Origin of the sequence: uncultured Cetobacterium sp. (assembly GCF_945952365.1) — a bacterium.
GTDB lineage: Bacteria > Fusobacteriota > Fusobacteriia > Fusobacteriales > Fusobacteriaceae > Cetobacterium_A.
Window position 1 is genome coordinate 74,428 of record NZ_CAMFHX010000008.1, and the last position, 24,689, is coordinate 99,116.

Here is a 24,689-nt window from a genome sequence, read left to right on the forward strand (position 1 = left end):
TATTTTCTATCCTATCATTAAGTATGTTAAGAATGAAGATAGAGCTAAAACAAATCCAATTGCAGATTCGTAAGGAATTAACTTCAGTCTCTCTTCTAAATTCATATTACTTGCTCCACCTGTACTGTGGAAAAATGATCCGTGTGGTAGATGATCTAAAACTGTAGCTCCTGAATTTACCATCGCCGCTCCCCAAACTGCACTAACTCCCGCTGCTAAAATAGCACCTGAGAAAGTTGCTGAAGCTATTGTAGCTCCTGCTGTTGTTGAAGCTGTCGCTCCAGACATTAAAGCTCCTGCTATCGGTGCAATTAATCTATCACTTATACTTGCTTTTTCTAAAAGTGATAATATAACATCTTTTAAAGTTGAATTTTTAATTATTCCAGCTACAGTTCCTGTTCCAACCAAAAGAATTGCAACTCCAGACATTTTTTGAAGTCCATACTCCATAGATTCCTTTAATTTCCCTGTTTTTCCCATGAAAACTATTCCAACTAAACCACCTAGTGGTAAAGCTATAAGTGGATCTACATTTATTCCTACTGCTGGTCTTAAAGCTAATAGGGCTATCGTTACAAGAGGACCTACTATACTTCCAAAGAAAGATGGCAGCTCTCCTTTTTCTTCAACATTTTCTATCTCAAGAACTTTTTCACCTTTTTCAACTAATAAGTTTGCTATTAAAATTGTCGCAATTAATCCTATGAAAGCTGGTATTATATTTACCCACATAACTGATGAAAGTGACGCTCCAAAGTTTTCAGCAGACGCTATTGTATTTGGATTTGGAGAGATAATATTTCCACACTTTCCTCCACCTATCATTGCTAATAACATCGCCATTTTTGACATTTTCAATCTTCTCGCTATTGCCAAAGCTATAGGTGATACTGTTATCACTGCAACATCAATAAATACTCCTATCGATGTTAGAATAAGAGCTGATAAAGCCAATGCTAAAATAGCTCTTTTTTCACCTAATGTATCAACTATTGTTTCTGCTATTTTTGTGGCTGCTTCTGTTTTTATAAGTATTCCTGCAAGGATACCCGCTGTTAAAATTCTAAGTATAGCTGGAGTAACATCCTTCACTCCACTTATCATCAAGTTAACTGTTTCTGGAAGTGAAACTCCTCCTGCTAATCCCCCTATAACGGCTCCCAATATTAAGCTATATGCTGGATTAGCCTTTCTTATAATTAAAATTATTGCAATTATTAATCCCAATACTGCTCCAAATGCTGTCATTTTTGCCCTCCTAAAATTAAATTTTTCGTGTGTATTTTACTCTTTTCATTTACTGCTCAAAAACTCCAAGATCTTTATTGTCTATCAGCAACTCAACTCTTGGATCATCTTGTAGATGAGCATACTTTTGAATAAACCATCTCACTAGCTCTTCATCTCTTTCTACTACAGTTCCATTATTTATAAATATATTTATTGTTATACTCTTAAAATATTTCAATCCCAACTCGATATCTCTATCTATCATCTCTTTAGTTTGTCCTTTAACACAGATTAGAAGACAAACAGAGTATAATTTTTGGCTTAAATCCTCTATCTCAACAGTTCCAACTTTGAAATTTTTTCCGTAAGAGTGTATTCTAAAATCATTATCAAATGTTTCCATTCCCATTCTAAATCTTATATCTATTCCCTTGAAGAACTCTTTTATCTCATTCAATCTATTTTTATATCCATAATAGATTTCAAAGTAAAGCAGTTTTATATTTTTTGCTAAAACAACCTCTCTTATTTTTTCTAAAGTTGATTCAGGCAGTTCAAATACAGATCCAGAGTTGATAACCTCTAACGCTCCAAACTCACCTGTTACCTCTTCTAAAGTTTCTATATTCACCTTTTGAATCTCATCTAAATCTGTTGAGTTATCCTCTATATAATTACAAAACTTACACTTCCCATATTTACAAGGTAATCCTTTTAATAAAACAATCTCTCTTTTATTTTTATTTTCAATTTTACTATATCTAATTCCCATTTCTCTATCTCCTATATATTTTTAAGTGGAAAAAGAGCAGGAAAAAATTCCTGCTCATAATTTAATTAGTTATTAAATTTTGGTGCTGCTTCCTCTTTTATCATCTCTACGAAGCTTTCTAATGACATTGATTCTTGGTTTTGAGAACCAAATCTTCTAATGTTCACTTCTCTATTTTCAACTTCATTTTTACCAATAATTAATTGTACAGGTACTTTATATTTTCCGTTAGCTTCTCTAATTTTGTATCCGATAGATTCAGCTCTTGTATCTATTTCAACTCTGATTCCTTCAGACTTTAATATAGATACTAACTCTTTTGCATAAGGTACAACATCATCATTTATTGTTAATACCTTAACTTGACATGGTGCTAACCAAGTTGGGAATGCTCCTGCATAGTGCTCTATTAATATTCCCATGAATCTTTCTAATGAACCATAAACAACTCTATGGATCATTACTGGTCTATGCTTCTCTCCATCCTCTCCTACATAAGAGATATCAAATCTCTCTGGTAAGTTGAAGTCTAATTGGATAGTTCCACATTGCCAAGTTCTTCCGATAGCATCCTTTATCTTGAAGTCTAGTTTTGGACCATAGAATGCTCCATCCCCTGGATTTAATTTGTAATCTCTTCCTAACTTCTTTAAAGCTCCCTCTAAAGCTGATTCAGCTTTATCCCAAATCTCTTGAGATCCGATAGCTTTTTCTGGTCTTGTAGATAACTCGATTGCATATTCGAATCCGAATAATCCTCTGTAGAATTTATCTATTAAGTTTACTACTCCAATTATTTCATCTTCGATTTGCTCTGGAGTCATAAAGATATGAGCATCATCTTGAGTGAAGTTTCTTACTCTCATTAATCCATGAAGTGCTCCTGAGAACTCATGTCTATGAACAATTCCTAACTCTCCAGCTCTGATTGGTAAATCTTTATATGAATGCATTCCGTGCTTATATACTAAAACTCCACCTGGACAGTTCATAGGTTTTATAGCGAATTCAGTCTCATCAATTTCTGATGTATACATATTCTCTCTATAGTTCATCCAGTGTCCTGAAGTTTCCCATAACTCTTTGTTTAACATGATAGGAGTTTGGATCATTTCATATCCAGCTTTTTCATGCTCTCTTCTCCATAAATCTGTTAATACATTTCTCATTTTCATACCGTTTGGTAAGAAGAATGGGAATCCTGGTCCAAAGTCACTTGTAAAGAATAACTCTAACTCTTTACCTAATCTTCTATGATCTCTTTTTTCAGCTTCCTCTAAGAACTTTAAGTGAGCTTTTAATGCATGCTCAGTTGAGAATGCAAATCCGTAGATTCTTTGTAACATCTTGTTATTAGAATCTCCTCTCCAGTAAGCTCCAGCTACTGACTTTAATTTGAAAGCTTTTAAGTAAGATGTAGATGGAACGTGTGGTCCTCTACATAAATCGATAAAATCTCCTTGCTTATAGAATGTTAACATTTCGTTAGCTGGAATACTCTCGATTATCTCAACTTTATAGTTTTCTCCAAGGTTTTTGAAGTGCTCAATAGCCTCTTCTCTAACCATTTCGATTCTTTCAACTTTTATATTTTCTTTTACTATTTTTTTCATTTCAGCTTCGATTTTTTCTAAATCTTCATCTGTAAATTGGTTTTCAGGATCAAAGTCATAGTAGAATCCATTTTCAATTGATGGTCCTATCGCAACTTTTGTTCCAGGGAATAATCTTATAACTGCTTGTGCTAATAAGTGAGCAGTTGAATGCTTTATGATCTCTTCTCCATCCTCTGTTTCTGGAGTTATGATTTCAATATTAGCATCTCTGTCTAATACGTAGCTCATATCTACTTCTTTCCCATCTACTTTTGCTCCAATAGCTTTTTTAGCTAAAGAGTTACTGATTGACTTTGCAATCTCAAACATATTTACACTGTTTTCAAACTCTTTTATATCTCCACTTGGTAATATTACTCTCATGTTTTTTCTCCTTTTCTATAAATATAAAATATTTTAATCCTCTAAATCATCTATTTTGATTCCATCAAATAGATATGTATCAGGGGATGTCTTTTTGTTTTTATCTGTTGTTGCTCCTAATCCAAAGATATTTGAATCTGGGAATGTTAACAATCTAAATTGAATTGCCATACTCCACTCATAGTCTTTAGTTCTATATGAATAATCTCTTTCGTAAGCAACTGCCCACTCGTAGTATCCAAACTCTTTTCCTAGCTCTACTCCAAATCCATCAAATGTACTTCTTGAATTTTCTCCTGAAACTCCATCTAACTGATCATAGAATTTAACGTAAGCTTTTGTTCTCCAACCTTCACTTGGCTTTCCAACTTTCGCATGTAAACTAAACTCATGCTCTCTTTCTGTATCTTTCCATCCAGCTTGTGTTATATCAGCTGCATAAGGTGATGTATAGTTAGATTTTTGGTTATATATATATCCAACTCCTATTCTATTATACGAATAGAACAATCTTCCTTCTAACTCTTCTAAAGATTTTAAGTAATCTCCAGTTTCCTCGTATCTTTTATCATTTCTTTGCATCATAAGAGATGTATGGAATCCTCTTTTGTAATCTCCAAAGTAAGTTCTGTCATCCACAATTCTATTTAAATTAAATGTTCTAACTCTAGAGTTTTCTCTATCTTCTAAAACTTGTCTAATTCTATCTATCTCAACTTGTGATAGTTGATCTGGTGTCTTTTTATATTCTGAAGCTGCGTATGAAACTAGCTCTGCATCTGTAAATCTCTTATCCTTATAAGTGTAAGCTAAATAAACTACATCTGAGTTATAGTTTGATAATGAACTGTTCCAAGCTCCTGCATTTTTGTAATCTTCATAACTAGCTTTATAAAGATGCTCTACATCTCCACCAACTAAGTATGATGCTGAGTAAGTTTTATTCTTAGTGTTGATTACTTTCGCATTCTCTTCATCTCTTTCATCTTTTCCTTCAATATACTCTAAGTTTAACTTATTTTTACCAAAATCATAAGTGTATCCATAGACATCTTCTCTAATTCTTTCTTCAGCGTCACTTATACCTTCTATATTCCAGATACTAGAGTCTATTCTACGATTTTTATAGTAGAAATAGTTATTCGAATATCTGTAGTTAGCACCATAATTTTCAAATGTTAAATCGTTATGGTTCTCTTTTTCTGTGTTGTAATCTGTAAATCTTTTATCTATTCCATAATCTAAACCAAAACTATTTTCATCATCGATTAAGAACTCTAACTTTTGATTTAAGATTTCACCTTTTTTATTGTCATTACTTGCTCTTCTAACATCCTTATAATCAACTGTATAGATAGTTTGAGTGTTTCCTAAATCGAATGTTAAAGTATCTGATACTTCATTTACATTCTCTTTATGGAACATTCTTCTATCGCTAGTCATCTTAGAGTCAGAATCGTAAGAGTAATCTTGATACATATACGTCAATCTATTGTTTAAAGCTAAATCTGTAGTTCTATCTCTGTTATCACTATTATCAAACATCGTCACATCATGAGCAAATCCAGCTCTAACTCTAGTTGATTTATCCTCTGTTGATAACTCTTTTGACTTTTCATTATCATAGCCTTTATCATACTGATCAAATCTAAGGTTTCCGTATAACTCTAAATCTCCTAAAGCACCTAAAGAAAGTTTTTCATTAGATAATCCAACTTCATAGAAATCTGATTCATTTACATAAACTCTATACGCTTCTCTACCCCAAGGAGTATCAAAATCAGAGTATGTATAAATTCCCTCTCTATCCCAAATCTCCTCTTTAGTGTTACCACCAGCTATAGTAAATTTATAGTTGTCATACATAAAGTCTATATAACCTCTATTTTCTGTAGTTTTATTATAGATTATATTCTCATATCTGTTGTATTGAGTATCTCTAAAGTTAGTTGTTTTTCCTAACTTCCCTTCAGTAAGAGCACTTTTTCTAAACGGATCACTTTGAAGGTTTAGCTTATGTTCAAACTCACTGTAGTCATATCCAACTTTATAGAAGATATCTTTATATAGGTGATACTCTCCTAATGAAGTTTTTAAATCTTTACTGTCATAGATATCATATTGTGAAACTGTCCAAGGAGTATAATCAAACTCGATTCCATAGAAACCTTTTCTATTTAATTTACTGAAGTTAGGGTCTCTTTCCCAAGAGTTTAACTCTCTGAACTTATCCCCAGATTTATCATCATAAGATATAAAAATATTATTCTCTTTGTCGTTAAAATTAAATCCAAAGTTTTCAGCTCTCGATTGTAAATCTTTTTTAGTCGATCCAGGGTCCATATCATAAAGGTAGTTATAGTAAGCACCCATCGAATATCTCTCATTTTCTTTTTGAATTGAGATATCACTCGTTAGATCGTAATCTGCTGATGCTCCATAATCCATATCATCTAATTGCTCTGCAACAATAACACCGTAAGCTTTTTTATCTGATACTAAATTTACCTTCGCCTTTAAAGTTATATCATTGTTACTTCCTAAATTTGTTAGCTCTGTATCTAAGTTATAGAATCCTAAACTGCCACCTTTATCAGGTACACCATCTATATATTTCCAACCATTATTACTATTTTCTTTTCCACGGAAGTAGTTATCTATTCCATCATCCATAGTTGAAATCATATTATACGTTGAATTTTGGTAGTTAAGATTTAAGTATCCATTTTCACCTGAATAGTTATGTGTATAGTTTACATCCCATCTATTAAAGTTTCTTTCAACTTCATCTTCATCAGCTTTTTTATCTATAAGCCAATCATTTATATTTAACTGTCCACTTCCATAGCTACCTAGGTCATACCAGTTTTCCATTCTTCCAATTAAAAGACCTATTCTATCTCCAAATTTTGGTGAAATTCCACCTTTAAATTTGCTATCTTTATCTCCCCAAAGAACTCCAGATGTTATATACCAACCATAATCATCATCTGAACCCCAACTTGGGAATAAAGGTACTTCTGAACCTTGTCTTATATTAAATCTATACCATGGTAATGAAAATGGGATTATATCTGTATCTCCAATAAATAAATCAGTATTTCTAAAAGTTACCTGCTTATCAGGCTCTATTACGATTGTATCTGATTGTAAATGGTATCCAACTTCTGAAGGGTTTCTCGTTTCAATAATTTTAGGATCAGTTGTAAACCAAGCGTTTCTTAAATAGGTTTTTCCATTTAAGTATTCGGTTTTATCTCCACCAAAATATATTCTATCGTTTGGTTTCTCTGCTCCTGTAATCTGTCCAACCTCTAAATACCCAAAACTTTTTCCAAAGCTTCCAGTATTTCCTTCAGTATCAAACTCTCCGTTAGATGAATCTATCTTTAACTTTCCGGTCGGTTCATCCGCCTCTAAGAAAAACTCTCCAGGAACATAAGCTCTATTTCTTTCTCTGTCTACTCTCACTTCAAAAGCTTTTAACTTTAAAGACCCATATCTAACATTTACTCCATCTGTTGAAGTCATAGTATTAGAGTTTAAATCTATTTCAACTTCATTTTGTGTATCTTCAGCTATTTCTGTCGCTGCTTTTAAACTGCTCATTGCAACAACCATCAATGCTAGAATCAAATAGATTTTCCTTTTCATTAGCCCTCCCATTTTCCCATTTTATGTTAAGTTCAATTATACCATAAAACAAAAAAGGTTGCCAGTAGCAACCTTTTTATTTATTATTTTAATAAGAATTCAATTTTTCTAAAAGTTCTGATTTTTGTCTTAATCCAACGATTTGATCAACTTTAACTCCATCTTTAAAGATAATCATTGTTGGAATACTTCTAATTCCGTAATCTCCAGCTAACTCTCCACTTTCGTCTACGTTTACTTTACATATTTTTGCTGCAGTTTCTCCTGAAAGCTCTTCTAAAATTGGAGCTAACATCTTACAAGGCCCACACCAGTCAGCCCAGAAATCTACTAATACAATTCCTTTTGATTCTGCTACTTCACTTTTGAAATTTGAATTATTTAAACTTAAAACTTTTCCCATTTTTTCCTCCTTAACACGGAAAATCTTCCTTTAAATGTAGTTGTACTTTAACATACCTAACTATTTTTGTCAATTTTAATTTCTTACCTATTTATAGAACTTTTTTAAAAGGTTTCCTTTTTTTTCTCTCTCTTTTAAACCTTTTATTATTGTGATTCCTTTTTCGACATCTCCAATCAAAATTCCTGATACTATCTCATCATTTTTGAAGTTTAATTTTTTATAAACTAACTTATCATAAACTGTTTCTGATATTGCATCTCCTGTCTCTAAAACTCCACCTGCTGAGAATATTTTTGTTCCCATTCCTTCAAATGTTACTGGTTGAATTTTATCCTCATACTTTTCATCAATTCCAAGAGCACTTAAAGCAGCAACTCGTCCTTGATCAGATGATATTTGCCAAAGTCCAATTACATTTCCTTTGTACTCTGCAACATCCCCACAAGCGTAGATATCTTTTTCAGATGTCTGCATTTTTTCATCAACTACAACTCCTCTATTGGTTTTTATATCCGCTTGCTGAGCTAACTCTTTATTTGGAACAATTCCTGAACTTATAACTACAACATCTGCCTCTACAAACTCTCCACTGTCTAAATATATACCTTCAACTTCAGAAGTTCCTTTAAACCTTTCAGCTTTTGAGTTCTTATATAACTTAACATCACTTTTAACTATACATGCTTCAAAAAGCTTTGAACCATCCTCATCTAGCTGTCTTGGCAAAATTCTTTGCATCATCTCCACAATTGAAACTTCTAACCCTAACTTTTGAAGTCCACATGCCGATTCAAGTCCTAAAACTCCTCCACCGATAACAACCGCTTTTTTCTTTCCAAAAGAGTATTTTCTTATTTTATCAACATCATTTTTATCTCTAACGGTAAATATTCCTTCTAGATGTGAATTACCTATACTTGGCATCATCGCCTTTGCTCCAGTCGCTATTATTAATTTATCATATGAGATTTCTCCTGAAGATGTTTTCAAAACCTTTTTACTTGAGTCTATATTTTCTACAACTGTATTTAATCTAACCTCTATATTTTTATCCTCATACCATTTCTCATTTTTAACTAAAAACTGCTCTCTAGCAATTCCCTCTCCTATCATCTCTGATAAAAGAGTTCTATAGTATGGATATTCATTTTCATTTGATAAAATTATAACTTTTGCATTATCGCTTCTCTCTCTAACTGTTTTAGCTGCAGAAAGAGCTGCGATTCCACCACCTATAATTACAATGGTATCTGTTGTTTCTACCTTCTTTGTTTTCTCTTCAAGATTCGATGGTACAAAGAACTCTTTTCCAACTCCACAAGCTGGACAAATATCTGGTGCGTCAATCTGATTATAACTTTCACCACAAACACTACAAGTCCATCTCATAAGTTTTCTATCTGGATTAAGATTTTCTACTTCCTCTACTCTGATTTTTTCTGGAATAGTTTTTAAGAACATATGCTTTGCAAAATTTTGTCCAAACTCGAAAGCTGAATCTAAATCTTTTCTCGAAGCTCTAAAGTTTACTTTTATTCCATCGATAACATTCATTCGAAGTTGATTCAATCTATCTAAAATATTTGGAACAGCTTCTCCACTCCATCCATAACTTCCAAAAGCTGAAACATATTTTCCACCATGAACAATTGGATTTAAAGATGTCAAAAGATTCCAAATAACTGGAAGTGTATCTCCATTTATTGTGCAGCTTCCAAATATTATTCCATCAGCCCACTGAAACTCTCTTAATATTTCACCCTCTAGCTTTCCAAAGTTTTGTACATCTAAGTCATAACTTTTTACTTCTACTGTGCTGTTATAATCTTTTATTCCTTTTTCTATCTCTTTTGCTAGCTCTCTTGTATATCCATAAGCTGTAGCATAAGGGATTACAACACTTTTAAATTCATTTGGATTTTTTACTGTTGACCAATTTTTATATGTTTCAATAACTTTATCTATATCCACATCTAAAACTGGTCCATGACCTGGTAAAATCATATCTATTTTTAAATCTTTTATCTTTTCCACACCTTCTAAAACATATTTTCTAAATGGTGAGAAAATACACATATAATAGTATCTTAAAGCGACCATATAATCTCTTTTTTTCTCTAGTGGTAACTTTGAAAGTAAAATATCATCAAAGCTATAGTGCGAACCAAAAGAATCACATGTTACTAAAACTTTATCCTCTTCTATATATGTATATATAGAATCCGGCCAATGTAAAAATGGAGCTGAAATAAATTTTAGAGTTTTATCTCCTAAAGAAATAGTATCTCCATGCTCAACAACTATATGAGGGAAATCTTTATTTAAAATCCCCTTTAAAAATTCAATTGTATTTTTCGATCCTACAACTTTTGCATTCGGTGCTAAATCCAATAGTTTTCCTACAGATCCCGAATGATCAGGTTCTGTATGATTCAAAACTATGTAATCAATCAATTTTATATCATCTAAAGCAGTTTTAAGCCTCTCTACAAACTCACTAAACTTTGTCTCTTTAACCGTTTCAAAAATAGCAATCTTTTCACTACCTTTTAATAAATAAGAGTTATAAGTAGTTCCAAACTGAGTTTCCATTATTACATCAAAAACCTTCAAATCAGGATTCAACGATCCTACCCAATAGATATCTTTTTTTAATTTAAAAGAGTTCATAATCCCACCTCAAAATTTTTATTTAGCCTCTTTCTCTCTTTCAGCTTGTGATTTTGTAACGTAGTATGGCTCTAGTGTAAATAAGTTATCCTCTTTCTCTACTGCTAGCTCAGCTAACAGTGAAGCTCTCGAAACATTTAGTGATTTTTTAATAAAAATAGCTTTATCGCCTATTTTATTTTTTATTATATCTTCATATACAATAGCTCCATCACCAACGAAAACTGTTTCTTCCTCTACAGAGTTTAAAATATTTTCTAACTCCTCTGCCATATACTCACCCTCTAAAACAAAGGCACCATTCTCTTTCTTATATACTCCAGCGAATACTCTTTCCTTTCTAGCATCTAGCATCGCTATAACTTTTTTATCTCCAGTGTAAGTTTGAGCTAATAAATCTAGTTCATTTATTCCTGCAATAGATTTTTTCAAAGCATAAGCTAATCCTTTTGCTAGCCCAACTCCAATTCTAATTCCAGTAAATGATCCTGGACCAATGCTTACAGCAATTTTATCTATATTTTTTTTATCCACACCTGTTAAACTGAACAGTGTATCAATAGTTGTCATTGTTATTGCTGAATGATTTTGCTTTACATTTAAAGTTATTTCTCCAACCAATCCTTTTTTATCATCATATAGAGCAACTGTCCCTATATTTGTAGATGTATCAATAGCTAAAATCAACATATTTTAACATCTCCTCCTCTTTCTCTTTATCTCCAACATACTCTAAATTTACAGCTCTCACTTCTAAATCCTCTGTTTCTAAAGCATATTCAAACTCTATTTTTATATATTTTTTTGGTAACTCACTTTCGATTATATTTGCCCACTCTATTAAAGCAACACCATCGTTATTTATATAATCCTCATACCCTATCTCGTATATTTCATCTGCACTTCCAAGTCTATAAACATCAAAGTGATAAAGTGGTAATCTTCCATCTAAATACTCCAATACATAATTAAATGTTGGACTTTTTAAATTTTCCTCTATCCCTAGCTCTTTTGCAAAGTTTTTTGTAAACGTTGTTTTTCCAGTACCTAAATCACCAATCAGTGCTACTACTGTATTTGGCGAAACATAGTCTGCTAACTTTTTAGCCAAAGCATTAATCTCTTCAAATTTTAATATCTTTCTCACTAACTTTTCACCTATCCTTGTATCTTGTTAACTATATTTGTTGTAGATTTTCCTTCAACAAATCCTAAAATTCTTACTTCTCCACCATTTTTTTCAACAATCTTTGTTTCTGGTAAATCATCCTTTGTATAATCTCCACCTTTAACATGAATTGATGGCTTTAATTCATCTAAAAGCTCACATGGAGTATCCTCTTCAAAAATAACTGTATAATCTACAGCTTTTAAACCACATAACATCTCTGCTCTATCTAACTCACTGTTTATTGGTCTTGATTCACCCTTTAATCTTTTTACTGAAGCATCAGAATTTACTCCTACAATCAGAATATCCCCCTGTCTTTTAGCTTCGTTTAAATAAGTCAGATGTCCAACGTGTAAAATATCAAAGCATCCATTTGTGAATACTACTTTTTTATTTTGTATTTTTAACTCTTCTATTAACTGTGCTGCCATAGCTCTTTTCAAAATCATATCTCTCTCTCCTACTATCATCATTTTTGTTTTTATTATACCATAATTTTTAAACTTATATACACCTGCTAGTTTTTTTTCTTTCGACATGTTAAACTAAAGCGAGGTGATTTTTTTGAGAATTTTAGGTATCGATCCAGGAACAGCTATTGTTGGATATTCTATTGTAGATTATAAAGAAAATAAGATTGTTCTTATAAAATATGGATGTATTTTTACAGATAAAAATTTAGCTATGGAGGATAGACTTCTTCAAATTTTTGATGAGTTAGAGGAGATTATAGATTTATATTCACCACAGTTTATGGCGATAGAGGAACTCTTCTTCTTCAAAAATAACAAAACAGTTATCAGTGTTGGACAAGCTAGGGGAGTTATTGTTTTAGCTGGAAAAAGAAAAAATCTTCAAATTGAAAACTATACTCCTTTACAAGTAAAAATGGGAATAACTGGATATGGAAAAGCTGATAAGAAACAGGTTCAATTGATGGTTCAAAAAATATTAAAACTTGATGAGATTCCAAAGCCAGATGATGCAGCTGATGCTATCGCTGTTGCTATAACTCATATAAACTCATTAACAAACTCGTTATATACACCAAAAGTTGCTCTTACGGCTCCAACTAAAGTCGAGAAAGAGATAAAAAGTAATAGAATGACTGCAAAAGAGTTCCGTGAACTCCTGCTAAAAAAATAAAAAAATTAGGTGCCAGAATATTTTTTCTGACACCTTTTTTATATCTATTTTGAGTTGTATTTTTTTAATCCTAACTCAATTATTTTCACAGCTTTTTCTAATCTATCTAAGTCTAGAGCATAAGATATTCTAACCTTATTTACTCCTAACTCCTCTCTTTGATAAAATCCTTTTGCTGGTGTTAACATAACAGTTGAGTTATCGTATGAAAACTCTCCCAATAACCATTTTGAAAACTCTGTCGCATCTTCTACTGGAAGTTGAACAATACAATAGAAAGCCCCCTCAGGTTTATTTAACACAACACCCTCTATATTTTTTAATCCTTCATATAGGAAATCTCTTCTCTCCATATACTTCGCATTTACAACTTCATAATAAGCTCTATCTTTACATCTATAAAGAGCTTCTGCTCCAACCATATCTAAAGTTGAAATAGATAGTCTTGATTGACAAAGTTTTAAAATATATGCCATGAACTCTTTATTTTTATTTAAAATAGTTCCTACTCTAGCTCCACATGTTGAGAATCTTTTTGATATTGAATCTATCAAAATAATTCTCTCTAAATTGTCACTAAATGTTCCACAGCTAACTGTGTCTTTTCCATCATAGATAAACTCTCTGTAAACCTCATCACTGATTAAAAATAAATTTTTCTCCTTAGAAATCTCATTTAGCATAAGCAGTTCATCTTTTGAATAAACTGAGCCTGTTGGATTCCCTGGATTTGAAAACATTATTGCCTTTGTTTTCTCTGTCACTAAACTTTCAATAACCTCTTTTTTTGGTAACTTAAAGTTATCTTCAAATTGAGTCGGTATCCCCACAACCTTTATTCCTAACATTGCAAAGAAACTATTGTAATTTGCATAATATGGTTCTGGAATTAAAACCTCTTCTCCTGCATCAAAGAGTGTCATCAACGTAAATAATAGTGCTTCACTTCCTCCTGCAGTTATTAAGATTTCCTCACTGTCATAATTCATCCCTAAATTTTTATAATATCCTTTTACTGAGTCTATTAACTCTTTTCTCCCCGAAGAGTCTGAATACGCTATTGTTTCTTGTCCAAAATTCTCTACTGCTTCAAAAAACTCCTTTGGAGTTTCTAAATCTGGTTGTCCTATATTTAAATGTATAATGTCTATCCCAGCTTCTTTAGCTTTTTTCGAGTATGGTATCAACTCTCTTACAGGAGATGTTTTTAAATTTTGTATATTTTTTGAAAACATCTGTCCCTCCTAAGCAAACTTTTTTAATATTATACCAAGCTCTTGCCTTTATGTGAAGTTTTTTTTGATTGAAGTGTAAACTAATCTTTGATATAATTTTATCAATAACTATTCTTTAAGGGAGAATCTATAATGAAAGTAAATTTTAAATCATTTTTCTTAACACTGGGGATTTTTTATGTTTTAATTGGCGCTCTTGGAATCAGCAATATGGGATTTTTTAATAAAAATATTGAATATATTTTAAGTACCGTTTTATTTTTAAATGGAGCTTACCATATTTTCTATTCAACAAGTAATAGAAAAAGTCCATACTTCCATTGGGGGCTTGTTTTAGGTGAGGGTATAGTTGAACTTATCTCGGTAGCAGTTATTCTTTTAAATAATTTTACTAGCCAACTATTCTTTACAAGCTATATCGGTGTTTTACTTTGTTTAAAAGGATTAATTTTAATCTTAGGAAGGGATAACAAGTTTACCTCTTGGGAAAAAACAAAAGCTAAGGTTAGAGTTTTAGTTATCGTGAAAGGACTTTTACATTTCCTTTTCGGATCGTTGATTGTAGTTTTACCTCTGCTTACAGATAAAGCCGTTTACATAGTTTTCGGATGGTATATTCTATTTTTAGGAATTCACTTCTTAACAGAGGAGTATATAACTAACAAAAAAAGTGATGAGATTTAATCATCACTTTTTTATTTTCTTTAAAATTTTTGAAATTGGTATTTGAGATTTTTCATACTCATTCAATCCCATCTTCCAAAGTAATAAACAATATAAAATTGTATATATCACTATTTTTACTATAAATTTTAAATAGTTTACTTCTTTTAAATATCTATTTAAAAGAGTTCCAAAAATCATCGCTATAAATATTGGAACTGACATTTTTAATATATTTTTCCAGAAATTAACTATATCTAACTCTACAACCACTTTATAATATATATTCATTATTATTATCTGCCCTAATATAAATGATATTCCCGTAGCTATAGCACACCCTATCACTCCATATTTTTTTACTAAAAAAATACTCATACCTAAATTCAAAAGTGCTATTACCAGATAAACAACCGATCTAAACTGATGCATATTTTTTGCCTGCATTATACTCACACCTATACTTTGAATCAAAGGAACTGTCAAAGGAATCATTATCCAAAGGGCTATTCTATAAGCTTCTATATACTCTTTTCCTACCCAAAGAGTTATAAAATCTTTTCCAAATAAAACAAATCCAGAAGAGATTAAACCCAAAAGAATATACTGTAGCCTTCCAACTTTTAAAAATAGCCCATCTATCTCATTATGTTTTCCCTCTACAATCAATCTATTTATTCTCGGAAATAAAACTCCAGCTATAGCAGCAGCAAACCCAGTGTAAAGAGTATTAAAAATAGCTCCAACAGAATATATTGCTACACCCGCTACTCCAATATATTTACCTATTATAACTCTATCTGTTCCCCAATATATTTGATCTATAAGTACGTTTAAAAATATAAAAAACGAGTATGTAAATATCTCTTTTAAAATACTGTAATCAAATTTTGAAAACTTTATTCTCATTCCTAATTTTATTGCATAAACTATATCAAAGAGATAGGATATTATTGCAAAAAATAGTGTGGATAATGTTACACTAATTAATCCAAACCCATTTATCATAAGTAAAGCACCTATAATTGGATTCAATACCATTGCTAATAGTTTTACTCCTCTTTGATATATAAACTTCTCTTTCGAACTTATATTTGTTGAAAAAATAGTTAATGGAAATGAAAGAACTACATTTAAAGATAATATTATGAAAACCATTTTTGTTTTCTCTAATTCAATTGCTGTAAATCTCTCTCCAAAAAATGTTTCGATATTAAAAAATATATAACTTCCAATTCCAATGGCCAAAACCATAAGTATCGAAAAAATAGATAAAAACATCCCGTTTAAAGATTTTTCCTCTTCCAATTTTCCAGACGCTCTGTATCTAACAGTATATCTCAGCATAGTATTTCCAAGACCTAAATTCAAAATTGAGATATATCCCATTATAGATTGAACCAATGAGTTAATTCCATAGTCAGCCGGACCTAAATATCTCATATATAGTGGTGTATATACAATTTGAATTAAAGAACTCATTATTATAGTTAACATTGAGAGTGCCGTTCCAACTTTCAATTCGTTTTTTGCCATAGCTTTACCTATATTGATAAAAATTCATCTAGCTTTAAGAAATGTTTTTCTCCATCTTTTGATGCTTTCATTAAAACTTCATCCGACAGTGCTAAATTCTCTTTATACTTTTCATAGTTTAAATTTTTCAGATTATCTAATGATGCAAAATTTCCTTTAAAATCTAAATCCTCTAAAACATTTGTCATCTTTTTACTATAAGTTATAGGAAATACTGGCTTTTTAAATATAAATCCTAATATCATTGCATGGAATCTTGTTGCTACAACACTCTCAGCTTTATTGATTATATCTAAGGCTTCATTTATATCTCCTCTATAAAGATATTTTGTTATATGTTTATGCTGCTCATTTGGAATCATATTTAATAACTTACTTATAGCTTCTTCATCCCTTTCACCTTGGCAAAACGACATAAATTTAACTTTTTTACCTGATTTTATAATATCTAGTGTCAAAGTTTTCAATCTATTAAAATACTCAGACTCTATTCCTGTAAATCCAGGTCTTCCAGATGGTAACACAATTGAGAATAGGACATAGTTCTCTACCTCATTAGGTTCCATTTTCAAGCTAAATACAATATCATTTCCATATCTAACATTTTCTAAATCTTCAAAAAGTTCATATGAATATCTCTCTCTAAAACAAACATCCTTACAACTTTTAAAGAACTCATGGTACATATCTCTAAATCCTTCATTTTTATATGGTCCAAAATTTGCTCCTAGAATAAAATAGTTTTTTCCAAAATCTAAATTTCTCTCTCTAACTTTAAAATCCTCTTCTGAAAAATCATTTTCTATAAATATAGATCCTCCTATATTTACAACACCATCTAACTCTCTCGCTTTCAAATCCTCTAATATATTTGGAATCCCAAATTTTCTTCCCAAACGGAATAAGATTTTCTTAGCAAAAGTATCGTTATAAAGTATATTTAAATTCTCAGTATCAATTCCCTTTAAATTCTCATACTCTGGTGTTGCATAAAGATAAAACTCAGTTTCTTTATATCTTTCACAAAGCATTTTTATAAAAAGGTCATCGCCTAAATTCATTTGTGCATATGCCTTTATTAATATTTTTTTCACTTTCCCTCACCCTATTTTCTTGTTAGTATCTTTTTATACTTTTTTAAACCTATCATTTTCAATCTCAAAATTCTAAAATAGTAATAACATTTTATTTCAAAAGTTTTCAACTCTTCAAATCTATCTATTTCTTCTTTTATTTTTAAATAAAACCTTTTCCATCCCTCAATTTTATTTTCACTCAATCTTTGTAAAACATCAAAAGGATACATTATACCATGATATTTAAAACATTCTCTAACTTTATCTATATTCTTCTCATATACATCATTCTCTTTATAGAATTTTATTAGTTCATCTATAACTAGATATATGTCTGTTCTATTTTTATAATTATTCGATACAGAAGCTGTGTTCATAAAATAATTATAATATGGTTTATTAATAGAAACAACTTTTTTACTGAAGAAAAAACACATAAAGTTAAAAAACATATCTTCCCCTGTATAAACATCTAATAAAAATTGAATTTTATTTTTTTTAATCATCTCTTTTCTATAGATTTTATTACAAGGCGATGAAAACCACTCTGTTGTACAATCTGTATAGCTGTCTTTATCATCTCTTTTATCTACCTCAACATTGGCTAAAAGATTTTTATTCTCATCTAGCTTTTTAAAGCCAGAAATAACAATATCTGCAAACTCATTTTCCGCTATCTCTACCATCTCTTTATACATATCTTCATCCGCCCAATCATCGGAATCTAAGAATGCAATATATTTTCCTTGTGCTAAAGAGAGACCACAATTTCTAGCTGCACTGCAACCACCATTCTTCACTTTTTTATAAATTATATTACTATAATGATTAGCTAACTGCTCACAAATTTTTGAAGTCCCATCTTTTGAACCATCGTCGATAACAATTATTTCAATCTCTTTTAAAGTTTGATTTAAAACTGATTTAATACATCTTTCAATATATTTTTCAACATTATAAGCTGGAATTATCACACTTAGCATATCTTTTTCCTCCTCAAAATTTATCTCTATGAAAAATAAAAAGGGTGGACATACAGCCACCCATTATAGTTATTTTGTTCCAAATATTCTGTCTCCACAATCTCCTAAACCTGGATAAATATATCCGTTTGAATCTAAACCTTGGTCTATTTTAGCTGTATAAATAGCTACATCTGGATGCGTTTGTAAAACTTTTGCTATTCCTTCTGGAGCAGCTACTAAACACATAAATACTATGTTTTTAACTCCAGATTGCTTTAGGTAATCTATTGCATATATAGCTGATCCTCCAGTTGCTAACATAGGATCTACTAATATAACTTGTTTATTTTGTACATCTACAGGAAGTTTACAGTAATAGTATACTGGCTCTAGAGTTTCTTCATCTCTATAAACTCCTATATGACCTATTTTTGCCGTTGGAATTAATGAAACTATCCCATCTACCATTCCTAATCCAGCTCTTAAAATAGGTACAACTGCAATATTCGTTCCTAACGTATATCCAACTGTTTTCATTAGAGGAGTTTGAACCTCTATCTCTTCTAAAACTAAATTTTTTGTTACTTCATAAGTCATTAACTTTGAGATTTCATTTAGATTCTCTCTAAAAGACTTTGTGTCAGTCTCTTTATTTCTTAATATTGTTAATTTGTGTTGTATTAATGGATGATTTATCTCTATTACAGCCATTTTAACCTCCCTGTTACTTATACTTTAAAAAAAAACAGGACATAGTCCCGTTTTTTTATTTCTTATTTCTTTAATCCAAACTTCTTGTTGAATTGCTCTACTCTTCCAGCAGCGTCTACGAACTTAGCTTTTCCAGTGTAGAATGGGTGGCAGTTAGCACATACAGCTATTTTAAGCTCTGCGTCCTTTGCGTTCATTGTTGATCTTGTTTCGAACTTGTTTCCACAAGTACAGTCAACAGTAAGTAATTTGTAATCAGGATGAATTCCTTTTCTCATTATTGTCACCTTCCTATAATCTTTCTATTTATCGTAAAGATTTTATCATAATTTTTTGACTTTTGCAACACTTTTTTGCCACTCACATAAAGTTTTTTATTTTTATAAAATTTTATGATAAAATATATATAAAAAAATAAAGGAGAGTTATGGCTACTAAATATTATGCTTTTATTATAGATAAAGAAAACTATTCTGCTATTGTTACTTCTTGGCCTGAGTGTCAACAGTTAACAAAAGGAAAGAAAGCGAGGTATAAATCTTTTAAGACTGAAAAAGAAGCTAAAGACTGGCTTTCTGAAGGTGGAATCTACGAAGATAAAAAACAGAAAATAAAAGAAGCTAAAGAAAAACTTATCGATGGGATATATTTCGATGCTGGAACTGGTAGAGGAATTGGAGTTGAAGTTAGAGTTACTGATATAAAAGGAGCATCTCTTTTGGATAATATTATGCCTGAACATATGATAAATGAGTTTGGAAACTATTTAGCTCCAGAAGGTAGCACAAATAACTACGGTGAATTAATTGGTATATACTTAGCTATCGATATAGCAATTAGAAAAAATAATTTAAAAATTTTTGGAGATAGTAAATTAATTATTGATTATTGGTCTAAAGGGCATTATAATAAATCGTCGTTAAATGAAAAAACAATAAATCTTATAAAAAAAACCGCTGCAAGAAGAGAGCAATTTGAAAATGTCGGTGGAAAAATCGAACATGTTTCTGGTGATATCAACCCTGCAGATTTAGGTTTTCATAAATAAAACTAGGAGGATAATTTAATGGAGTTTGAACTGTTTGATAAGTTACATCTTTTTTATCTTTTGGGATATTCGTTAGTTTTTGTTTTTCTTTATTTTGGAGTAAAGTATAGCCCACAACCTAAAAAAGTTATGAGAGTAATCTCTTTAATTATTTTGATGATAAAGTGTGGAGAACTCTTTATCAGATATAAATTAATTGGAGAAGCTTGGTACTCACTACTTCCTTTACATCTTTGCAATATAACTCTTATTTTTGCTATTTTAGGTACTACACTTAGATTTACTCCATTTTTGTACGCAACATTTTTCTGGTCTATCGGAGCAATCTTTGCACTATTAACACCTGAGGTTAGAGAAACCTTCCCTCATTTTTTCAACATTAGCTTTTTCTCAACGCACTGCTACATAATTTTTACAGCTATTGTTGAATACAAAATTTTTAAGTTAAGACCATCTTTAGAAACTTGGACTGGATCTTTCCTTGGAATAAATGTTATTATGGCTGGGGTATTTTTTATAAATAGCGTTCTTGGAACTAACTATCTATATATAAATAGAAAACCTAGTTTCCAATCACCTCTTGACTATTTTGGTGAGTGGCCATACTATATAATAGTAGTTGAATTTGCATATATCATTTTAACTTTATTATTACTATTTGTATTTAAAAAAAAAGATTACAAAGTAAAAGTAAACAGGTAGAATTTTAAGATTCTACCTGTTTTTTATTTCTTAAATTATAACCAAGATATCCTTTAACTCTTTTAATTTTTCTAAAGTTTCGTCTGATACCCTTACTCTATAAGTTACTCTTTCATTAAAATCTTTATTTAGTAACTCTTCATTTCCATTTATTAATAGATTATCAATCTCATTTATCTTTTCATAAGAGAAGTCTAAAAGACACTCTTGACGCTCTATAAACTCTGCAATTTCACCCTCTAAAACTGCTAATTTTGCTGTTTTAGCGTAGTTTCTTACAAGGCCTCCAGCTCCTAATTTTATTCCGCCAAAATATCTTGTAGCTACAACTGCAATATTGTTTACATCCATATAAGTAAGAATCTCACCCATAGGTTTTCCTGCTGTTCCACTTGGCTCTCCGTCATCATCAGCTTTGAAATACTCTTGCCCATTATCTATAACTCTATAGACAGTACAGTTATGAGTTGCATCTGGATGCATCTCTCTAATCATATCTATAAATTCCTCTGCTTCCTCTTTTGATGAAATCGGTTTTGCGTATCCTATAAATTTCGATTTCCTCTCTTCAAACTCTATTCTCACTGCTTTTTTTATACTTTTCATTCTAACTCCTAATTATTAAATCTACTACTCCAATTATTATATTGTATATTGGAGACATTATTTTACTCAAAATACCAAAATAACTAAGCCCTAATATTATAAATATTCCATAGGTATCTATTGTAAATATTCTTATTCTGTTTTCATCATTTAAAAATGAAGCTATTATTCTAGAACCATCTAACGGCGGAATTGGTAATAGATTAAATGTTCCTAACGCCATGTTTATAATTATAAAATATACCGATAGATCATTGAATGGTACTATATCAAACCTAATCAAAAGAGCTCCTATTATCATTAAAGAATAGTTTGTTAATACACCCGCTATTGATACTAAAAATTCTCCAACTCTACCATTTCTAAAAGCAAAATAATTTACTGGAACTGGCTTTGCCCATCCAAATATAAAGTTACTTCCACTCAGTAGCATTACAACTGGTATTAGTGCTCCGATTGGGTCTAAATGTTTCAAAGGATTTAGCGATAACCTCCCTGAATATTTAGCTGTTTTATCTCCACAAAAAAGTGCCATATATCCATGAGCTAATTCATGTAGCACCAAAGAAAATAGCAAAATTATAACTTTAAATACGAACATTTTCATCACCTCATAAATAGATTATCACATCTACAATTCTAAAGTCAAATATGGAATCCCATTTAATACTTCAACTACCTCTAATAAAAGTAAATAGTTTATATTTAAAATTGGCATTATTAAAAATTCTAAATAAAAATTTGATAAAAATAAAGCTAAAAAACTTATCACTATAAAAACTGATGCAACAGGTATTAAAATAACATTACTAAGAAATGAAAACATCGGTATATTTCTAAAAAATATATAAAATATCGGCGTCATACAAAGTTGAATTGTTAAGCTTAAAGACAATGTATTACATATTTTATTTACAAATTTTGCTTCAAACTTTTTTACTTTTGGAATTTTCTCATAGATAAAAATTATTGAAAAAACAGCTATATATGACATCCAAAATGAAACTGTATAAACCCATGCAGGATATATAATTAAGGATATCAAAAATGCTAAGAAAAAAGATTTTTTTACATCTGCTTTTTCATACAAAATATTACTTAAAATATAGATTGCTCCCATTACATATGCTCGAAATACAGATGGTGATTTCCCTATTCCTAAAACATATAAAGTTAAAATTAATAACGTTAAAATATACCTCTCTCTTTTAGGAACTTTTAGTTTAAATAACATATATGCTACTCCTGATATGATAACTCCGATGTGTAAACCAGAGATTACTAGTATATGAGCTGTTCCTGTATATCTAAACATATCTTTTAACTCATCATCTAGAAGATATCCCTCTCCTAAAAGTGTTGCTTTCAAAAATAACAGTAATCCTACTGAATATTCTTTTGTCATTCTTTCTATTCTGTCTCTAAAAAAAACTCTTAATCTACTGTCTTTATCTAAAATTTCATTTGAATTTAAAAAATAGGTTGTTCCCCATTTTGATTTTTTGATTTTTGTCACTTCACCTAAAATAATTTTCTCACCATCACCAACTCTATGAACTGAAAAAAATAGATTTTGCTTTGAATATTTATTGTTTATAGTCTCAACTTTTCCTTGACCTGCGTCGACTCGTCCACTTATTTGGATTATGTCCCCAACCTCAACTCTCTCTTTAAACGTTACATAATTTAACCTTAAAAAGAAAATTGAGGCAAAAACTAATATTATTGCCCCAATCTCTATTCGTTTCAACTTCCCTCCTCATTTTACTCACTATATTTAAAATAAAATATATATGAGATTACAAAAGATGCCGCTGAGAACATTGCTGCTGAGTAGATCCCATACTTTGTTACCTCACCACTTCCTCCTAAAACCAACATCAATGGTAGTATCACTATCGATACTAAAAATGCCATTTTTAAAAAGAATCCTTGAATTCCAAAGCAAACTCCCTCAATTCTATTGTTAATTCTTTTACTAATCTTTTCACTTATATCACTCATCATCGCTGGCGGGAATATAAATGCCGCTCCTGAAATTGGAATCCCTAGTAGCCCAAATATTAAAAAACCATATTTTACTGGAATTACTTTTCCAAGAAGAGATAACGCAATTGTTAAAACTGTTAAAGCAATCAACGAAGCTAACATAATCTTTCTATACCCAAATTTTCTAGATAACTTATTTACTGGATAGAAAAATATCGCTGATGCTCCAAATAACAGTGCTGAAGCTATTGTGATAGTTTCCTTTCCATATCCCATTATATCTTCTACATAATAGTTCATCATAGCTCTAAGAGAATTAAACCCTACAAAGAAGAAAAGTAAACCTAAAAGATAATATATAAAATCTTTATCTTTTATAACCTCTTTTAATATCTCTTTTATAGCTCCTACATTTTCTACTGGTCTAGAGTATTTTTTTTCTGGAACCAACAGTACAGTTACAAATAAACCTAAAACACATAGAGCACTTAAAGATATCACCATCCCTCTAATTCCAACTAAAGTATCACCTTTACCAAAATACTTTATTAAAACTCCAGGTAATATCATAGCTATTGCACTATATATAAGTCTAAATACCGATTGCCATGTTGAAAGATTTAATCTTTCCTCTGAGTTTTCGCCTATCTCTGGAATAAGTGCATTGTATGGTGCTCCAACTATTGTATAAAAAGTAAAAAATAGTGATCCAACCATCGCCAGATAAATAAATGTAGCTTTTTCACTGCTAACTGGCGGATAGAAAAATGCTACTGTTGCTAACCCCAACGGAATAGCTCCCGCTGCTATAAACGGTATTCTTCTTCCCCATCTACTATTAAACTTATCTGATAAGTATCCAACTACTGGATCTGAAATCATATCTACTACTCTAGATATTGCCAAAGCTAGTGAGATTAATACTGGCGTTAAAAATGGTTTTAATCCTGAGTTTTCTGGTGGTAAATAAAAATATAGTATCCACTGAGCAAATATTTGATCCACTATTGCATAACTAACTCCTACTCCATAAAATATCTGTGTTGATAATGGTATTCTCTGCTTCAAATTTTCTCCGTTACCAAATACTTATAAAACTCTATAATTATTTTAATAAAATATATAAA

The 24,689-nt window shown here is 30.7% G+C and carries 23 protein-coding genes; 4 read left to right on the forward strand and 19 right to left on the reverse strand.

Annotated elements, in window-relative coordinates; genetic code table 11:
• Positions 1-6: 6 nt before the first annotated feature.
• The 9 genes from Q0O83_RS04240 to rfaE2 all read right to left on the reverse strand — a co-directional run bounded on the left by Q0O83_RS04240 (position 7) and on the right by rfaE2 (position 12,334).
• Positions 7-1,251: an SLC13 family permease gene (locus Q0O83_RS04240; protein WP_294094457.1), complete on the reverse strand. Its 1,245-nt coding sequence runs from the start codon at positions 1,249-1,251 to the stop codon at positions 7-9.
• A gap of 49 nt (positions 1,252-1,300) precedes the next feature.
• Positions 1,301-2,005: a radical SAM protein gene (locus Q0O83_RS04245; protein ID WP_294094458.1), complete on the reverse strand. Its 705-nt coding sequence runs from the start codon at positions 2,003-2,005 to the stop codon at positions 1,301-1,303.
• A 65-nt stretch (positions 2,006-2,070) separates the two neighbouring features.
• Positions 2,071-3,984 (reverse strand): threonine--tRNA ligase, encoded by a 1,914-nt coding sequence (thrS, locus tag Q0O83_RS04250; RefSeq protein WP_294094460.1) that lies wholly within the window; start codon positions 3,982-3,984, stop codon positions 2,071-2,073.
• A 33-nt stretch (positions 3,985-4,017) separates the two neighbouring features.
• Positions 4,018-7,638 carry a hypothetical protein gene (locus Q0O83_RS04255; RefSeq protein ID WP_294094461.1) on the reverse strand — a complete coding sequence of 1,207 codons (3,621 nt, stop codon included), beginning with the start codon at positions 7,636-7,638 and terminating at the stop codon, positions 4,018-4,020.
• 88 nt (positions 7,639-7,726) lie between these two features.
• The gene (trxA, locus tag Q0O83_RS04260; protein ID WP_294094463.1) at positions 7,727-8,041 is read right to left on the reverse strand and encodes a thioredoxin; all 315 of its coding nucleotides are present in this window, start codon (positions 8,039-8,041) and stop codon (positions 7,727-7,729) included.
• Between the two features lie 87 nt (positions 8,042-8,128).
• Entirely contained in the window at positions 8,129-10,714 is a 2,586-nt protein-coding gene (locus tag Q0O83_RS04265; RefSeq protein ID WP_294094464.1) for an FAD-dependent oxidoreductase, read from the reverse strand.
• Positions 10,715-10,732: 18 nt separating this feature from the next.
• On the reverse strand, positions 10,733-11,404 hold the full coding sequence (tsaB, locus tag Q0O83_RS04270) for a tRNA (adenosine(37)-N6)-threonylcarbamoyltransferase complex dimerization subunit type 1 TsaB (protein ID WP_294094466.1): 672 nt from the start codon (positions 11,402-11,404) through the stop codon (positions 10,733-10,735).
• A complete protein-coding gene (tsaE, locus tag Q0O83_RS04275; RefSeq protein WP_294094467.1) occupies positions 11,385-11,861 on the reverse strand; it encodes a tRNA (adenosine(37)-N6)-threonylcarbamoyltransferase complex ATPase subunit type 1 TsaE in 477 nt (158 codons plus the stop codon). Before tsaE ends, tsaB begins: the two co-directional genes overlap by 20 nt.
• Before the next feature lie 11 nt (positions 11,862-11,872).
• Positions 11,873-12,334, reverse strand: a complete 462-nt coding sequence (gene rfaE2 / locus Q0O83_RS04280; RefSeq protein ID WP_294094490.1) for a D-glycero-beta-D-manno-heptose 1-phosphate adenylyltransferase — start codon at positions 12,332-12,334, stop codon at positions 11,873-11,875.
• Positions 12,335-12,449: 115 nt separating this feature from the next.
• Here rfaE2 and ruvC point away from each other — a divergent pair, with 115 nt between their 5' ends.
• Positions 12,450-13,031 carry a crossover junction endodeoxyribonuclease RuvC gene (ruvC, locus tag Q0O83_RS04285; RefSeq protein ID WP_294094469.1) on the forward strand — a complete coding sequence of 194 codons (582 nt, stop codon included), beginning with the start codon at positions 12,450-12,452 and terminating at the stop codon, positions 13,029-13,031.
• Between the two features lie 44 nt (positions 13,032-13,075).
• Here the strand turns inward: ruvC and Q0O83_RS04290 are convergent, their stop codons facing one another.
• The gene (locus Q0O83_RS04290; RefSeq protein ID WP_294094470.1) at positions 13,076-14,266 is read right to left on the reverse strand and encodes a pyridoxal phosphate-dependent aminotransferase; all 1,191 of its coding nucleotides are present in this window, start codon (positions 14,264-14,266) and stop codon (positions 13,076-13,078) included.
• 132 nt (positions 14,267-14,398) lie between these two features.
• On the opposite strand from Q0O83_RS04290, the gene Q0O83_RS04295 reads away from it, so the two are divergent.
• The gene (locus Q0O83_RS04295) at positions 14,399-14,950 is read left to right on the forward strand and encodes a DUF308 domain-containing protein (protein ID WP_294094472.1); all 552 of its coding nucleotides are present in this window, start codon (positions 14,399-14,401) and stop codon (positions 14,948-14,950) included.
• A 3-nt stretch (positions 14,951-14,953) separates the two neighbouring features.
• Here Q0O83_RS04295 and Q0O83_RS04300 read toward each other — a convergent pair whose 3' ends face one another.
• The 5 genes from Q0O83_RS04300 to rpmE all read right to left on the reverse strand — a co-directional run bounded on the left by Q0O83_RS04300 (position 14,954) and on the right by rpmE (position 19,495).
• A complete protein-coding gene (locus Q0O83_RS04300; RefSeq protein ID WP_294094473.1) occupies positions 14,954-16,465 on the reverse strand; it encodes an oligosaccharide flippase family protein in 1,512 nt (503 codons plus the stop codon).
• Positions 16,466-16,473: 8 nt separating this feature from the next.
• Positions 16,474-17,559, reverse strand: coding sequence for a polysaccharide pyruvyl transferase family protein (locus tag Q0O83_RS04305; RefSeq protein WP_294094474.1), 1,086 nt, complete (start codon positions 17,557-17,559; stop codon positions 16,474-16,476).
• A gap of 11 nt (positions 17,560-17,570) precedes the next feature.
• Positions 17,571-18,524 (reverse strand): glycosyltransferase family 2 protein, encoded by a 954-nt coding sequence (locus Q0O83_RS04310; protein ID WP_294094476.1) that lies wholly within the window; start codon positions 18,522-18,524, stop codon positions 17,571-17,573.
• A 69-nt stretch (positions 18,525-18,593) separates the two neighbouring features.
• Positions 18,594-19,217 carry a uracil phosphoribosyltransferase gene (upp, locus tag Q0O83_RS04315; protein WP_294094478.1) on the reverse strand — a complete coding sequence of 208 codons (624 nt, stop codon included), beginning with the start codon at positions 19,215-19,217 and terminating at the stop codon, positions 18,594-18,596.
• 62 nt (positions 19,218-19,279) lie between these two features.
• Entirely contained in the window at positions 19,280-19,495 is a 216-nt protein-coding gene (gene rpmE, locus Q0O83_RS04320) for a 50S ribosomal protein L31 (protein WP_294094479.1), read from the reverse strand.
• A 149-nt stretch (positions 19,496-19,644) separates the two neighbouring features.
• Between rpmE and Q0O83_RS04325 the strand changes: the two genes are divergently transcribed.
• Together Q0O83_RS04325 and Q0O83_RS04330 are read left to right on the forward strand one after the other, a co-directional pair.
• On the forward strand, positions 19,645-20,265 hold the full coding sequence (locus Q0O83_RS04325; protein ID WP_294094481.1) for a ribonuclease H family protein: 621 nt from the start codon (positions 19,645-19,647) through the stop codon (positions 20,263-20,265).
• 18 nt (positions 20,266-20,283) lie between these two features.
• Entirely contained in the window at positions 20,284-20,967 is a 684-nt protein-coding gene (locus tag Q0O83_RS04330) for a TIGR02206 family membrane protein (RefSeq protein WP_294094483.1), read from the forward strand.
• A gap of 30 nt (positions 20,968-20,997) precedes the next feature.
• Here Q0O83_RS04330 and Q0O83_RS04335 read toward each other — a convergent pair whose 3' ends face one another.
• Genes Q0O83_RS04335 through Q0O83_RS04350 form a run of 4 tightly spaced genes read right to left on the reverse strand, consistent with a single transcriptional unit; the run spans position 20,998 to position 24,630 of the window.
• Entirely contained in the window at positions 20,998-21,573 is a 576-nt protein-coding gene (locus Q0O83_RS04335; RefSeq protein WP_294094484.1) for a YigZ family protein, read from the reverse strand.
• A 1-nt stretch (position 21,574) separates the two neighbouring features.
• The gene (locus Q0O83_RS04340) at positions 21,575-22,174 is read right to left on the reverse strand and encodes a site-2 protease family protein (protein ID WP_294094486.1); all 600 of its coding nucleotides are present in this window, start codon (positions 22,172-22,174) and stop codon (positions 21,575-21,577) included.
• A 30-nt stretch (positions 22,175-22,204) separates the two neighbouring features.
• Positions 22,205-23,323: a ComEC/Rec2 family competence protein gene (locus Q0O83_RS04345; RefSeq protein ID WP_294094488.1), complete on the reverse strand. Its 1,119-nt coding sequence runs from the start codon at positions 23,321-23,323 to the stop codon at positions 22,205-22,207.
• Between the two features lie 14 nt (positions 23,324-23,337).
• Positions 23,338-24,630 carry an MFS transporter gene (locus Q0O83_RS04350; protein ID WP_294094489.1) on the reverse strand — a complete coding sequence of 431 codons (1,293 nt, stop codon included), beginning with the start codon at positions 24,628-24,630 and terminating at the stop codon, positions 23,338-23,340.
• Positions 24,631-24,689 lie beyond the last annotated feature (59 nt).